Here is a 14,082-nt window from a genome sequence, read left to right as displayed (position 1 = left end):
CGCCCGACTGCCCGACTGCCCGACTGCCCGACTGCCCGACTGCCCGACTGCCCGACTGCCCGACTGCCCGACTGCCCGACTGCCCGACTGCCCGACTGCCCGACCGCCCGACCGCCCGACGTCTGCCCCCCGACGCCTGACCGCCTGACCGTCCGACCGGCGCCTGACGCGCGACGCGGCGAAAGGGAAATCCGTTCGATTACGGCGTCCTGAGCGGAGCGAGGTCGCGGCCACTCCGTCACGTCATCAGTTCGTCGTCCGGGCCCCATCCCGTTCCTCGGCGGGCTCAGGAGAGCTGGCCGTCGTAGTCCGGCAGTTTGTACGCCGTCTCCGCGTGGCCGCCGGACAGATCGGTCGAGCTGTTGCCGATGTTGGCGATGATCGTGAACCCCTTCGACTCGATGTCGGCCCGCTGGGCGGTCTTGTACGCGGCCACGTTCCTGAAGAGATCGAAGAAGCCGCGGACATGCAGACCGGAGATCTCATAGCCCGCGTGGTCGAGGTTGTACTCGGTGGGCAGAGAGATGATCCCGGGGCGGGCGGTCACGAAGAACAGGGCCACGCCCCGCGCCTGTGCGTACCGGGCGACCTCCAGGACCGGCCGGTTGGCGGGCTGCGGGTAGGTGAAGCCGAAGTCGGTCTCCAGGGTGGTGTTGTCGATGTCCAGGACGATCGCCTGCTTCTCGCCCGGCCGGGAGTCCGCGATGCGCTCCTTGACCCGGGGCAGTGCCTGCTCCATCACGAGCCGGCAGTCGCGCTGCCAGGTGGCGTAGTCGACGGCAGCGGCGACAGCGGGGGTGGAGGCGGTCCGCTGTGCGCCGGTCGGGGTGGTGGCCGTGGCCTGCGCCGGGGCGGCTAGTGCCACGAGGGCCGCTGCGGCGACGGCGGTGGCGGCCGTACGGCGGGTACGACGGTTCCGGGAGCGTCGGCTGGTCATGGGGGGCCTCCTGCCTGGGCCCACGGCACGAAACCGCAGGCAGCGATGTGTCGTGTGCATGCTCAGGCAGCAGGATGGCGGCAAGGGAACCGTTGAGTTACTGGACGGTAGGTAACGAAGTAGCGCCGGTCACATCACGGAGTTGCTCGACCCCGGAGTGCGGTGACATGGCGCACAGGCGTTTTGTCCCTTACTAGAGGGAATAGTGGAGATCATGAAACGGGCAAAAGGGACGTATGTCTCTGAATCGCATGCGGGCATCGGCCGCAGTACCCGGATTCACCCGGGATGCGGGCTCTGTCAAGACCCATTGGGTTTGCCGCGTACGTACTAGATTCCTTCGTAGGTCACACATTTGGGGGCTTCTGGGGGGCGGGGGTACCAAGGGATGGCCCATCCGGCCGATGCCTGTGCGCCGGGTGGTTTTCCTGTCCCCGTCCCCATGAGGTTGAAATGTTCCAGCGCGTCACGTCCCGTTCCTCCCGTTCCCCCCGTACGTCCCTGCTTCGCACCCGTGCCGCCGTGCTGGCCGCGGGTCTCGGGACCACGGCCGTACTGGGCGCCGGGGTCGCGGTCGCCGCCGAACTGCAGTCTTCGCCCGCCAAGGCCCCGGCCGCCGCGCCCGCCGTGAAGCCCGAGGCTCCGGCGAAGGCCCCGGCCGCCAAGCCCAAGGCCCCCGCTACGAAGCCCGAGGCCCCGGCCGCGAAACCCAAGGCCCCCGCGAAGGCGCCCGCCGCCAAGCCCAAGGCCGCCGCGGCTCCCTCCTGGGTCAAGCCGGTGAAGCAGTACACCAAGACCGCCAGCTTCGCCCAGAACGGTGCGCGCTGGGCCGCCACCCACAGTGGCCAGGACTTCGCCGTGCCGACCGGCACCCAGGTCTACGCCGCCAACGGCGGCACCGTCGTCAAGGCGGGCGGCAACGGCGGCGGCGACGGCCCCGCGTACGGCAACGCCGTGGTGATCAAGCACGGGAACGGCATGTTCTCGCAGTACGCCCACCTGTCCCAGGTGAACGTCAAGGTCGGTCAGATAGTCAAGACCGGTCAGAAGATCGCCCTGTCCGGCAACACCGGAAACTCCAGCGGGCCGCACCTGCACTTCGAGATCCGCAAGACCGCGAACTACGGCTCCGCCGTGGACCCGGTGTCCTTCCTGCGGGCCAAGGGTCTGAGCATCTGACCTGACGGGACTGTCTCTGCCTCCGGCTCGGGCTCGGACTTCGGGGGGTCCGGGTCCGGCACTGCCTCCGGCTCGGGCTCCGGCACTGCCTCCGGGTCTAGGTCGGGGCGTGGGGCTGGGGGTCCGGGTGGTCCGGGTGTGGGGTGACCTCTGGCTCGGTCGGCCCGGTGTGGTCTGGCCCGGTAGCCCGGTAGCCCGGTAGCCCGGTAGCCCGGTAGCCCGGTGGCCTTGCGGTCGCCGGGCTTCGGCCGGGTGGGTTTCTGCCCCCTGGCCTTTGGAGGGGCGGGCGGCTCTGCGAATGCGCCTTCGCGTGGGCTTTGGCCCGGTGGTGCTGGGGTCGCCGGCCTCCGGCCGGGTGGGTTCTCCACCGGTGGCCCTTGATGGGCGGGCGGCTCTCCGAGAGGGCCTCCGAGCGGGCCTTGCCCGGCGGCCCTGCGATGGCTGGTCCCCGGCCCGGTGGCCCTCCCGCCAGCCGCTCCCGACGAGCCGCCCTCCGATGGACAACTCTCCGGCAGGCACCCCGCTGCTCGCTGGTCGGCAGCACCTGGCCGCTAACCCCTTGCCGGTGGCCCTGGTCGGTCGGTTTTCGACCGGTGGCCCCAGCCTGGCAGCTCATCGGCCGAACGCCCCGAGCCCGGCAACCCACCAGCCGACCGTCCCTGGCCTGGTACTCCTCCAGCCGGTAGCGCGCCCGGCTGGGCTTCTCCGGCGCGGACCCCTCCAGCGGGCGGCTCCCGGCCCGGCAGCCCAGCGGTCGGCAGCCCGCCTGCGCCGCTGGCCGACCCCTTGCCCACCAGCCCTACGGCCTACAGCCCGGCAGCGCTCACCTCCGAGCGCCCACCCGGTAGCCCCGAACACCCGCGCCTCCCGCTCGGTAGCCCCGAGCCCTGCGCCCTCATCCGGGTAGCCCCGAGAACCGGCACCTCCCGCTCCGTACCTCTGCGCCCTGCGCCCTGCGCCCACCCGAGCCGGTATCTCTGAGCCCCGACGCCCCCACTCAGCAGCCCCGCGGCCCAGCGCCCCCCATGGGCCCCCCGGCCAAGCTCACGCCCCCCTCACCTCACACCTCCCCACACCTCGCCCCTCGGCTCACACCTTCAGCCGCGGGCCCCGCCCCTCACCCCCCCCAAGCGCGGGCCCCTGGCCCCTCCCCCTAGCGCGAGCCCCCTCACCCCACACCCCCATGCGCCTGCACCACCAGGTCAATGGCGACTTCGAGAACGGCCGCCCTCTTGTCCTCGGGGTCGCCCTCCAGGTCGCGCACGGCGAACATCCCGGCGTGGAGGGTGAACAGCGCGCTGATGCAGCGCACCTGATCGGTGAGGGCGGCGTCCGGGTCGATGATGATCCGGCGCATGCCCAGCATCCGGTTCTTGAAGATCTCGCCGATGCTGAGGTCCCGTACCGTCGCCTGGTTCTCCTGCATGAAGCGGAACAGCGGTTCCGCTTCCCAGAGCGCGGCGCCGTAGCGGCGCAGGATCTCGCGCTTGGTCTCCACGGTGTGCGGCTGCCGGCCGCCCCATTCGATCAGGTCCTCGATCGGCTTCGTCAGATCCTCGAAGAGGCTGACGATGATCTCTTCCTTGGTCTTGAAGTGGTAGTAGAGCGCCGCCTTGGTGACATCGAGGCGCTCGGCGATCTCACGGAGGGACGTCTTCTCGTACCCCTGCTCGGCGAACAGCTCCAGCGCGACGTCCTGGATGCGCTGGCGGGTGTCCCCGCGGCGCCGCTGCCTTGTGTTCTCCGTGCTCCCGGTCATACCGCCCATCCTTGTCCTGCGCGACGCTCCCGCGCGACTTTCCATAAAACTTACTTGACGCCCGGCTAGTAACGCCAGTAGCTTCTCGGTCGTACCAGGGACTAGCCGGTCGGCAAGTAAGCGACGCGACGCGACACGGCGCGAGTGATCGACACGCACAGGGGATGGGGGCGCCGGGACGATGGCGGAGAAGACGACGGCGATGGAGGCGGGGGAACCCGCCGCGATACCGGATTCGGCGACAGGGAGCGGAAAGCAGCCCAGAAGTGTCCGGGTCGTCCTGCTCGCCCTGATGATCGCGATGATGCTCGCGATGCTGGACAACATGATCGTGGGCACCGCCATGCCGACGATCGTCGGCGAACTGGGCGGGCTCGAACATCTGTCCTGGGTAGTCACCGCCTACACCCTGGCCACCGCCGCGGCCACCCCGATCTGGGGCAAGCTCGGCGATCTCTACGGCCGCAAGAACACCTTCCTCATCTCCATCGTGATCTTCCTGATCGGCTCCGCGCTCAGCGGTATGGCCCAGGACATGGGCCAGTTGATCGGGTTCCGCGCGGTGCAGGGCCTGGGTGCCGGCGGTCTGATGGTCGGGGTGATGGCGATCATCGGCGATCTGATCCCGCCGCGTGAGCGGGGCAGGTACCAGGGCATGATGGCGGCCGTCATGGCGCTCGCGATGATCGGCGGACCGCTGGTCGGCGGCACCATCACCGACAACTGGGGCTGGCGCTGGTCCTTCTACATTAATCTGCCGCTCGGTCTGGTCGCCCTGGCCCTGATCACCGTCGTACTGCACCTGCCTCGCAAGCGGCAGCAGGCGCGGATCGACTATCCGGGCGCGCTGCTGCTGACCGTCGGCATCACCGCGATCGTGCTGGTCACCACCTGGGGCGGCACCGAGTACGCCTGGACCTCCGCGCGGATCATGGAGCTGACCGGGATCGGCGTGGCCGCGCTGGTGGGCTTCGTGTTCTGGCAGACCAAGGCCGCCGAACCGATTCTGCCGCTGCACATCTTCCGCAGCCGCAACTTCACCCTCATGTCGGTCATCGGCTTCGTCACCGGCTTCGTGATGTTCGGCGCGACGCTCTTCCTGCCGCTCTACCAGCAGTCCGTGCAGGGCGCGTCCGCGACCAACTCCGGGCTGCTGCTCCTGCCGATGCTGGGCGCGATGCTGGTCACCTCGATGGTCGCCGGCCGGGTCACCACCAACACCGGCCGCTACAAGGTGTTCCCGCTGGCCGGTGGGGTGCTGATGGTCGCCGGGCTGTTCCTGCTGGCCCAGATGGACACGGGTACGTCGCGGCTGACGTCCGGTGTCTACATGGCCGTCCTCGGTCTCGGCATGGGCTGTCTGATGCAGATCACCATGCTGGTCGCGCAGAACAGCGTGGAGATGAAGGACATGGGCGTCGCCTCCTCCTCCGCCACCCTGTTCCGCACCCTGGGGTCGTCCTTCGGTGTCGCGATCATGGGCGCGCTGTTCAACAACCGGGTGCTGGACGAGATGTCCGCGCGGGCGGGCGCCCTCGGCTCCCAGGCCACCGAACAGTCCGCCCAGCTCGACGCCGCCAGCCTCGCCAAGCTCCCGGAAGCGGCCCGCGAGGCGTACCAGTACGCGGTGTCGGCGGGCACCCACTCCGCCTTCCTGCTGGGCGCGGGGGTGGCCGTGGTGGTGCTGATCGCGGCGTTCTTCGTGAAGGAGGTGCCGCTGCGGGGGGCCTCCGGCCCCAAGGAGGAGGACACGGATCCGGGTTCGGGTGGGGGTACGGCGGTGAAGGCGCCGGTGGCGGAGTCCGTCTGAGGCGCGCGGCTCGCCCGGCCCGCCCGGCCCTCCGTCTGGCCGTCGGCTTCGGCACCTCCTCGACGCGCCTCACGGCATGGACAAGCCGGGCCCTGAGCGCCGACCGAGCCGGTCGCGTCGGGCGCGTTGGCTGCGGGCGTCCCTGATCCCAGGCTGCTGCGCGATGCAGTGGGCCTGAGCCTGGGTCTGGGCCTGGGCCGACGGCTCCCCGCGCCGCGGCCACCCGCCAGAGAAGGAGCACGATGCCCACGCCGCGCCCCTCCGACGGGCAAGCAGCACGATGCCCGCGCCACGCCCACCCCGCAGTGGCGCAGCACCGCGACCGCACCACGCCCACCTGCCGGGGAAGCAGCACCGCGCCGCCCTCACCCGTCGGGGAAGCAGCCCCATGCCCGCCCCGCCCCCACCCGGCGAGGGCGCGGCACCGCGACCCACCGCGACCCACCACGCCCACCCCGCAGTGGCCCAGCACCACGACCCCACCGCACCCACCTCTCGGGAAAGCAGCACCGCCCCGCCCCCACCCGTCGGGAAAGCAGCCCCATACCCGCCCCGCACCCACCCGGCGAGGGCTCAGCACCACGACCGCGCCGAGCGCTCCCACCGTCCACCCATCCACCCATCCACCCGTCCACCCATCCACCCGTCCACCCCCGGATGGACTCACCCCTTCTCCCCCGAAACCGGCAGCACCCGATGGCTCCCCGTGTTCGTCGGCGCGTGTTCCGGCAGCCAGAGCACCGCGACCGCGCCCTCCGCCGGTATGTGGTCGGGGGCGCCGGGCCGACGGACATTGCGGAAGGTCAGCCGCGCCCCGAGGACCCGCGCCTGACCGGCCGCGATGGTCAGACCCAGGCCATGACCGACCCCCGCCCGGTCCTCACTGCCGGTGCGGAACCGGCTCGGCCCCTCAGCGAGCAGCTCCTCGGGGAACCCGGGTCCATGGTCACGGACTCTTATCACCCGGCCCTCGACAATGACCTCTATGGGCGGACGGCCGTGCCGGGCGGCGTTGGCGAGCAGATTGAACAGCACCCGTTCCAGGCGCCGGGGATCGGTGGTGACCTCCGACTCGTGCACCACGGACACCCCCACCTCCGGATCCTTGGCCGCCACCCGGCGCGCCACGAACTCCCCGAGCATGATGTCCTGCAACTCGGCCCGCTCCGAGGCCCCGTCCAGCCGGGCGACCTCCAGCACATCCTCCACGAGGGTGCGCATGGCCTTGGCCCGGTCCAGCACCAACTCGGTGGGGCGACCCGGGGGCAGCAGTTCGGCGGCGGTGAGCAGCCCGGTCACCGGGGTGCGCAGTTCGTGCGCGATGTCCGCGGTGACCCGGCGTTCGGCCTCCAGCCGCTGGCGCAGCGCGTCCGCCATGGCGTCCACGGCCCGCGCGAGATCGTCGGTCTCGTCCCGCACCACCCCGCCGATGGCCTCCCGGACCTGCACCTCCGTATCGCCCTTGGCGACCCGGTTCGCCGCGTAGGCCGCTTTGCGCAGCCGCCGTGACAACTGCGCCCCGATCAGCACCCCGATCGCGCTGCCGCCCAGCACCACCGCGATCGAACCGATGATCAGCGCCTGGTCGAGATCGTTGAGGATGTCCGTACTGCGGTCGGTGAACCCGGTGTGCAGGGACATCACATGGCCGTCCTTGAGCGGCACGGCCGCCCAGATGTCCGGCGCCCCGCCCGGTCCGTCGGCCACGAACGTCGCCCGCCGCCCCCGCTCGACCTTCTCGCGCAACTCGGCCGGCAGCAGCGGGTCGTCGATCTTGATGCCCGGGAAATTGGGCCGCCCGGAGAGTTCGTAGTTGCGCTGCGCGATCTGCACCCGTTCGTCGGCCAGATCGCGCGCGTTGTCGAGCATCGACACCCGGGCCGCGTTGTGCACCACCAGGCTGAGCGCTATCGCCACCAGCGCGCCGACCAGCGCGATGGCCGCGCTGAGCTTCCATCTGAGCCCCGTACGGAGCCCGCTGCGGTCCACCCGCAGCGGCACCATACAGCGGAGCGTCCCCCTCATCACCCGTCCCGTCCGTCCCGTCCCGTCTAGGCGCGCAGCTTGTAGCCGAAGCCGCGGACGGTCTCGATCCGGTCCTGCCCGATCTTCGTCCGCAGCCGCTGCACATGCACATCGACGACCCGGGTGTCACCGCCCCAGCCGTAGTCCCACACCCGCTCCAGCAGCTTGTCCCGCGACAGCACCGTGCCCGGCGCGGCCGAGAACTCCAGCAGCAGCCGCATCTCGGTCGGGGTCAGCGCGACCGGCGCGCCACCGCGCCGCACCTCCATGCCCTCGGTGTCGATCTCCAGATCGCCGAAGGTCAGCACGCCCCCGCCGGCCCCCGAGGTCCGCTCCTCGGCCTGCCCGGCCGCCCCGCCCGCATGGCCGAACCGGCGCAGCACCGCCCGGATCCGCGCCACCAGCACCGCCCCGTCGAACGGCTTGGTGACATAGTCGTCCGCCCCGGCCTCCAGACCGAGCACCACATCGATGGAGTCGGCGCGCGCGGACAGCATGATCACCGGGACCGTGGACTCGTCCCGGATCCGGCGGCACAGACTGACCCCGTCCAGCCCCGGCAGCATCACATCCAGCAGGGCGATGTCCGGCCGGTCGGCGCGGAACGCCTTCAGCCCGGCCAGCCCGTCGGGCATCGCCGTGACCGCGAAGCCGTCCCGCTCCAGCGCGAGCTGTGTGGCCTCGCGGATGACGTCGTCGTCCTCCACGAACAGGACGTGGGTCTGCTCAGCCATCCGGTGCTCTCTGTCGTCTGCGTCGTCGTCTGTGTGATCTACGTTGTCTGCGTCTGCGTCTGCGTTCGTGCCGTTCGCGGCGTGGTCCTCGTAGCTTTCGCTTTCGCCGTCGCCCTCGTCGCCCTCGGCGGGCTTGTCCCTCACGTCGGGCGGGTCAACCGGCGCCCGCCGCGCGTCACTGCACATCACCGCTGTACGTCACCGCGCGGGGCCCGCCCGGCCGTGGTGGCGATCAGTTGATCTCGGGAGCCGGTATCAGCTCGCCCCCGGTGGTGTCGCCGTAGTCGTTGTGCGTGCGGTACTTCTCGGCGAACTCCCCGGCCGTCCACCGGTAGGTGATCACGTTCTCCCCGGAGGGGTTCGACACCGGGTCGCCGCGTTCGTAGACCTGCTTGGTGACGACCAGATCGCCCCGGTCTATCTCCGCGTAGACGGGCGGCTCCTCGGTGAGGAACACATTCTTGTAGTCACCCCCCTCGTCCCGGTACACGTACGACCCCACACCCACCGCGTCTCCGCAGGTCAGCACGTTGATCACGACATCGTCCGCAGTCCCGCCGGTCAGATCGCCGTACGACACGTCGACCGGATACTCGTCCGCCACACATGGCTGAAGCCCCCGCTTGACCGCGGGGGAGACCTTGGGGTCCTCCTGGACCAGCCGTACCGCCTCCCGCGGACTCGGGGTCGCGGACTCCGGGGCGCTGGGGGCGGTGGTGGCGCCGCCGGTCAGCGCCTCCGCGTTGGCCGGGCCCTCGTCCCGGGCGCCGGTGCCCCCGGCCCCGCAGGCCGCGACCAACAGGGCGAGGGCGGCGCACGCGGCCGTCGCCGCCATCGCCGTCTGCAAAGGGGTACGGGTCCGGGTGGACCCCGCGCCGGTCAGGCCGCGCAACGCTCCCGCTCCTCACGCTCCAGCGCGCGTGCGCCCAGATCACGCGCCTCCAGCTCCTCGCGGAGCCGGGCGAGCGCCCGGTGCAGCGTGCTCTTGACCGTACCGGCCGACATGCCGAGGGCGGCGGCGGTCTCCTCCGTGGACATCTGCTCCCAGTGTCGCAGCACGACCACGCTGCGCTGCTTCGGGGCGAGCACCCTCATGACGTCCATCAGCAGGGCGCGATCCGCGTGCTGCTCGGTGGAGTCGTCCACACAGGCGTCCGGGAGCTGCTCGGTGGGCACCTCCTCCAGCTTGCGCGCCCGCCACCACTCCGTCCGCGTGTTGATCATGACCCGGCGCAGATAGGCGTCCGCGAGCCGCTTGTCCGCTATCCCCTCCCAGCGCCCGTACGTCCGCGCCAGCGCCGTCTGGAGGAGATCCTGGGCGTCGACCGGGTCCGGCACCAGCCGGCGGGCACTGCGCAGCAGCGCGTCCTGCCGCGTACGGACGTACTCCTCGAACTCCAGGATCTCGCCCTGCGCCACTCCGCCCAGCGCCACCTCGCCCTGTGCCATGCCGACCGCCTCCCCGCTTCCCCGTCACCGGCCCGCCTGTAGGCCGGTGCTTTCTTCGCCTGTGATCCGTAGTCGCCCCGTCCTGCCGGGCATGAAATGAAAGCTACGGACGCGTTGTCACGGCACTGTGCGTGGCAGCCTGCGGACAGCGCGCGGCTGTACGTCGGTTGTGTAACGAAGGGAGAAATCGGATAAAACAGCAGGTCGGAAGGTATGGCTAAAGGGTGATTTGCCGGATCTCGGGGCCCGGCCGACCGTCACAGAAGCTACGGCAGCGTCCGCGCCGGCCCCGCGAGGACCACCCTCACCGCCACTCCCCGTACCACCTTCACTGCCGCCCTCAACGCGACGGCAACCGGTACAACCCGCCCTGCAACGGCTCCACCAGCCCGTCCGACACCAGCCCGTCCAGCGCCCGCGCCCGCTGCACCGGCTCGTGCCACACCCGGTCCAGCACCGACTGCGGCACCGGCCCGTGCGCCTCGCGCAACACCGCGAGCAGCTTGCCCCGCACCTGCCGGTCCGTCCCCGCGTACGTCTGCCCGCGCCGCGGCGGTCCGCTGTGCTCCGGCTTCCCGCCGAGCCGCCAGGCGCACTGCCCGGCGATCGGGCAGCGCAGGCACGCCTCGTTCTTGGCCGTGCACACCAGCGCGCCCAGTTCCATCGAGGCCGCGGCCCAGCGCGCCGCGGTGGTCTCGTCGTCCGGCAGCAGCGCCCGCGCGAGCTTGCGCTCCGCCGCGGTCGTCGCGTTCGGCGGGTACTGCACTCCCGTCACCGCCCGCGCGAACACCCGGCGCACATTGGTGTCCAGCACCGCGTGCCGCTGCCCGTACGCGAAGGAGGCCACCGCCGCCGCCGTGTACTCCCCGATCCCGGGCAGCGCCAGCAACTGGCCGTGCTCCGCCGGTACGTCCCCGCCGTGCCGTTCCGTTATGGCCACCGCCGCGCCGTGCAGCCGCAGCGCGCGGCGCGGATACCCGAGCCGGCCCCAGGCGCGCACCGCCTCGCCGGGCGCCTCCGCGGCCAGGTCGGCCGGGCGCGGCCAGCGCGCGAGCCACTGCTCGTACACCGGCAGAACCCGGTTCACCGGTGTCTGCTGGAGCATGAACTCACTGACCATCACCCCCCATGGCCCGGCCTCGGGGCGCCGCCAGGGCAGGTCGCGCGCGTGCTCGTCGAACCAGTCGATGACGGGGGAGTGCAGATCCCGTCCCCGGGACGGGCGGTGCCCCTCTTCGGACACCTGTTCTTCCAGGGGGGTCCAGTCCTGGGGGGAGAGGGATCCGCCTGGCCGGGGGGATTCGGCGGACGCGTCGGCGAGTGGGCTGTGGGGGAGCTTCGTGGGCGCAGTCATGGCGATTCCGATCCTGCCATGCCAAGCCCCCGAGTCGGGCGAACCGCCACCCTTGGGGACGACCCCACCTGACGATCGACAGGGGCGACCCCCACCGGCCGACTTGTAGCGTCGTACGGATGGACGGCACGAACGGCGACGAGACCAGCACCAGCACAGGCACCAGCACGGCCATGCCCACGCCCACGCCCATGCCCACGAGCACCCGCACCCGCACCCGTCCCCGCACGTGCCTCCACGACGCCGCCCTCTGGACCGCCCTCACCACCCCCACCCTCCTCACCGAACTGCTCGGGCTGAACGAACCGCGCCCCCTGTGGCAGCGACTCGCCGGCGCGGCCGTGCTCGGCGTGGCGGTCGCCGTCTCGCGGCGCAGCCCGCTGACCGCGTTCGCCCTGACCGCCGCGCTGAGCCTGGCCACCGCCCCCGCCCTGTTCACCCTCGCGTACGCCCCCGCGCTGGCCACCCTGGCGCTGCTGCTCGGACTGCGGGAACGCCCGATGCGCCCGGCCGCCCTCTGCTTCACCGCCGTCGGCTGTGCCGGAACCGCGCGGATCGCGCTCCTGGGAGTCGACCCGGCGCCGGAATGGCTCGTCCTGATGTGCACCCTCCTCTTCTGCTGTGTCTTTCCGTGGCTCGCCGGACGGCACCGGCGCCAGGGCCGGGAACTCGCCGAGGCCGGCTGGCTGCGCGCCGCCCGCCTGGAGGACGAGCAGCGCCACGCCGAGGAACGCGCCCGCCTGCGCGAACGGGCCCGGATCGCCCAGGACATGCATGACTCCCTGGGCCATGACCTCAGCCTGATCGCCCTGCGCGCGGGAGCCCTCCAGGTCGCCACCGACCTGCCGACCCACCATCGCGCCGCCGTCGCCGACCTGCGCGCGGCAGCGGCCGACGCCACCGACCGGCTGCACGGTGTGATCGGCGTCCTGCGCGAGGACGACGACGAACCGGCACCGCTCGCCCCGGCGGGCGAGACCCTCGAACAACTCGTCGCCCGCACGGCCGAGTCCGGCCTGCCCGTACGCCTGGAGCGGGCCGGTACCGAGCCCGCCCCCACCCCCGAGCCGGGCGGGGTCACCGGGCGGCTGCTGCACCGCGTGGTGAGGGAGGCGCTCACCAACGCGGCCCGGCACGCGCCCGGCGCGACGGTAGTGGTGACGGTGACCGGTGAGGACCGGGGCATCGCCGTCACAGTGTCCAACGGCCCGGCCACGCAGAGTAGTTCCCGCCCGGCGCGAGGAGGTTCAGGACTTCTGGGTCTGCGGGCGGCGGTGACGGCGATCGGCGGCACCTTCGAGGCGGGCCCCTGCGGCGAAGGGCCGGGGCCGTACGGAGGCGACGGCTTCCGGGTGCGGGCGTGGGCGCCGGAACGGGCGGCCGAGCGAGCGGGAGGACCTACCGCCGGACCTACCGCCGGGCAGACGGCCGGGCCGACCGCCGGAGCGACCGCCGAGCGGCCCCCGGAGCGCACCCATCGCCGACCCGCTCAGGCCGGACCGCAGTCCCGACCACTGCCGTGGGCACAGTCCCGGCCGCACCCCCGACCGCACCCCCGATCACAGTTCAGGCCGCTCTCCCGATCACAGCGCCGTTCGCAGCCCCGACCACCATCCCCCTCCACGTCCGGCACCGGGGCAGGCCGCACCACCCGCTCCACCCGTTCCCCCTCCTCCACCGCCCCCACCCCCACCCGTTCCACCCCCACCCCCCACGCCCGAAAGCGCACAGCACTGCCCCTGTGGGCCGCCGGCGGCACCGGACTCCTCCTCCTCGGCGTCGCCTTCGCCTGGTACGCCTACACCGAGACCCACTCCGTACTCCACCCCGACACCTACGCCCGACTGCACCTCGGTATGACCGCCGCAGAGATCGAACCCCTGCTGCCGGACCGCGCGGTCACCGACCCGCCCGCCGACCGCGCCCCCGTGCCCCCACCCGGCGCCAACTGCGCCTACTACCGCTCCAGCGGCGAACTCCTCGTCTCCGTGGACCACTTCCGGCTCTGCTACGACGACGGGGAGCGACTGATCGTCAAGGACGTGGTCCCGGGCGTCGGACGCCCCGGTGACGCATACGAGGAAGGAACCGCCCGATGATCCGCGTACTGCTGGCCGACGACGAGGCGATGGTCCGCGCGGGAGTGCGGGCCATCCTCGCGGGCGGCGGCGAGACCGAGGTGGTCGCCGAGGCGGGCGACGGCCGCGCGGCGGTCGAACTCGCCCGCGCCCACCGCCCCGATGTGGCGCTCCTGGACATCCGTATGCCGCGCATGGACGGACTGGCCGCCGCCGAGGAGATCGTCCGCACCCTGCCCGGGACGGCGGTCGCGATGCTGACCACCTTCTCCGAGCGCGCGTACGTGGCCCGCGCGCTGGGCGGTGGCGCCACCGGGTTCCTGCTGAAGTCCGGCGATCCCTATGAGCTGATCGCCGGGGTGCGCGCGGTCGCGGGCGGTGCCGCGTTTCTGTCGCCGAAGGTGGCGAGGGGGATCATCGACGACCTGGGCGGCGGTACGGGCACGCCGGACAGGCCCCCCGGTGGCGGACGGCTCGGCCGGGAGGCCGCCGCGCGGGCGCGGGTCACGGAACTCTCGCCCCGTGAGCGCGAGGTGCTCGGACTGGTCGGCCGGGGACTCTCCAACCCGGAGATCGCCGCCCGACTGCATCTGGTCGAGGGCACGGTGAAGGCGTACGTCAGCGCCGTACTGGAGCGGCTCGGGGTCCGCAACCGGGTCCAGGCGGCGATCGTGGCGTACGAGGCCGGGTTGGTGTGACCTGCCGTCAACTGTCCTCGGTGCACGGTGGATCGGTGGATCGATGGACCGGCGGGTCG

The 14,082-nt window shown here is 72.0% G+C and carries 11 protein-coding genes; 4 read left to right on the top strand and 7 right to left on the bottom strand.

What is annotated here, in order from left to right; genetic code table 11:
* Positions 1 to 286: 286 nt before the first annotated feature.
* Complete coding sequence (locus AB0O01_RS19870; protein WP_365315009.1) at positions 287 to 937, bottom strand: HAD family acid phosphatase; 651 nt, start codon at positions 935 to 937, stop codon at positions 287 to 289.
* 453 nt (positions 938 to 1,390) lie between these two features.
* On the opposite strand from AB0O01_RS19870, the gene AB0O01_RS19865 reads away from it, so the two are divergent.
* Positions 1,391 to 2,116, top strand: coding sequence for a M23 family metallopeptidase (locus AB0O01_RS19865; RefSeq protein WP_365315007.1), 726 nt, complete (start codon positions 1,391 to 1,393; stop codon positions 2,114 to 2,116).
* Positions 2,117 to 3,284: 1,168 nt separating this feature from the next.
* Here AB0O01_RS19865 and AB0O01_RS19860 read toward each other — a convergent pair.
* On the bottom strand, positions 3,285 to 3,875 hold the full coding sequence (locus AB0O01_RS19860; protein ID WP_365315005.1) for a TetR/AcrR family transcriptional regulator: 591 nt from the start codon (positions 3,873 to 3,875) through the stop codon (positions 3,285 to 3,287).
* A 202-nt stretch (positions 3,876 to 4,077) separates the two neighbouring features.
* On the opposite strand from AB0O01_RS19860, the gene AB0O01_RS19855 reads away from it, so the two are divergent.
* Entirely contained in the window at positions 4,078 to 5,685 is a 1,608-nt protein-coding gene (locus AB0O01_RS19855; protein ID WP_365315459.1) for an MDR family MFS transporter, read from the top strand.
* A 663-nt stretch (positions 5,686 to 6,348) separates the two neighbouring features.
* Here the strand turns inward: AB0O01_RS19855 and cseC are convergent.
* The 5 genes from cseC to AB0O01_RS19830 all read right to left on the bottom strand — a co-directional run bounded on the left by cseC (position 6,349) and on the right by AB0O01_RS19830 (position 11,247).
* Positions 6,349 to 7,710 (bottom strand): two-component system sensor histidine kinase CseC, encoded by a 1,362-nt coding sequence (cseC, locus tag AB0O01_RS19850; RefSeq protein ID WP_365315003.1) that lies wholly within the window; start codon positions 7,708 to 7,710, stop codon positions 6,349 to 6,351.
* A gap of 26 nt (positions 7,711 to 7,736) precedes the next feature.
* The gene (gene cseB / locus AB0O01_RS19845) at positions 7,737 to 8,444 is read right to left on the bottom strand and encodes a two-component system response regulator CseB (RefSeq protein ID WP_365315002.1); all 708 of its coding nucleotides are present in this window, start codon (positions 8,442 to 8,444) and stop codon (positions 7,737 to 7,739) included.
* A 232-nt stretch (positions 8,445 to 8,676) separates the two neighbouring features.
* Complete coding sequence (locus AB0O01_RS19840; RefSeq protein ID WP_365315000.1) at positions 8,677 to 9,336, bottom strand: hypothetical protein; 660 nt, start codon at positions 9,334 to 9,336, stop codon at positions 8,677 to 8,679.
* A complete protein-coding gene (locus AB0O01_RS19835) occupies positions 9,324 to 9,863 on the bottom strand; it encodes a SigE family RNA polymerase sigma factor (RefSeq protein WP_365315457.1) in 540 nt (179 codons plus the stop codon). The genes AB0O01_RS19840 and AB0O01_RS19835 overlap by 13 nt, the downstream gene beginning before the upstream one ends.
* Before the next feature lie 370 nt (positions 9,864 to 10,233).
* Positions 10,234 to 11,247: an A/G-specific adenine glycosylase gene (locus tag AB0O01_RS19830; RefSeq protein WP_365314998.1), complete on the bottom strand. Its 1,014-nt coding sequence runs from the start codon at positions 11,245 to 11,247 to the stop codon at positions 10,234 to 10,236.
* A gap of 119 nt (positions 11,248 to 11,366) precedes the next feature.
* Here AB0O01_RS19830 and AB0O01_RS19825 point away from each other — a divergent pair, with 119 nt between their 5' ends.
* Complete coding sequence (locus AB0O01_RS19825; RefSeq protein ID WP_365314997.1) at positions 11,367 to 13,346, top strand: histidine kinase; 1,980 nt, start codon at positions 11,367 to 11,369, stop codon at positions 13,344 to 13,346.
* Complete coding sequence (locus AB0O01_RS19820) at positions 13,343 to 14,023, top strand: response regulator transcription factor (RefSeq protein ID WP_365314995.1); 681 nt, start codon at positions 13,343 to 13,345, stop codon at positions 14,021 to 14,023. The genes AB0O01_RS19825 and AB0O01_RS19820 overlap by 4 nt, the downstream gene beginning before the upstream one ends.
* Positions 14,024 to 14,082 lie beyond the last annotated feature (59 nt).

Origin of the sequence: Streptomyces sp. NPDC093252 (assembly GCF_040683675.1) — a bacterium.
Taxonomy (GTDB): domain Bacteria; phylum Actinomycetota; class Actinomycetes; order Streptomycetales; family Streptomycetaceae; genus Streptomyces.
This window is presented reverse-complemented; position numbering and strand designations above follow the sequence as displayed.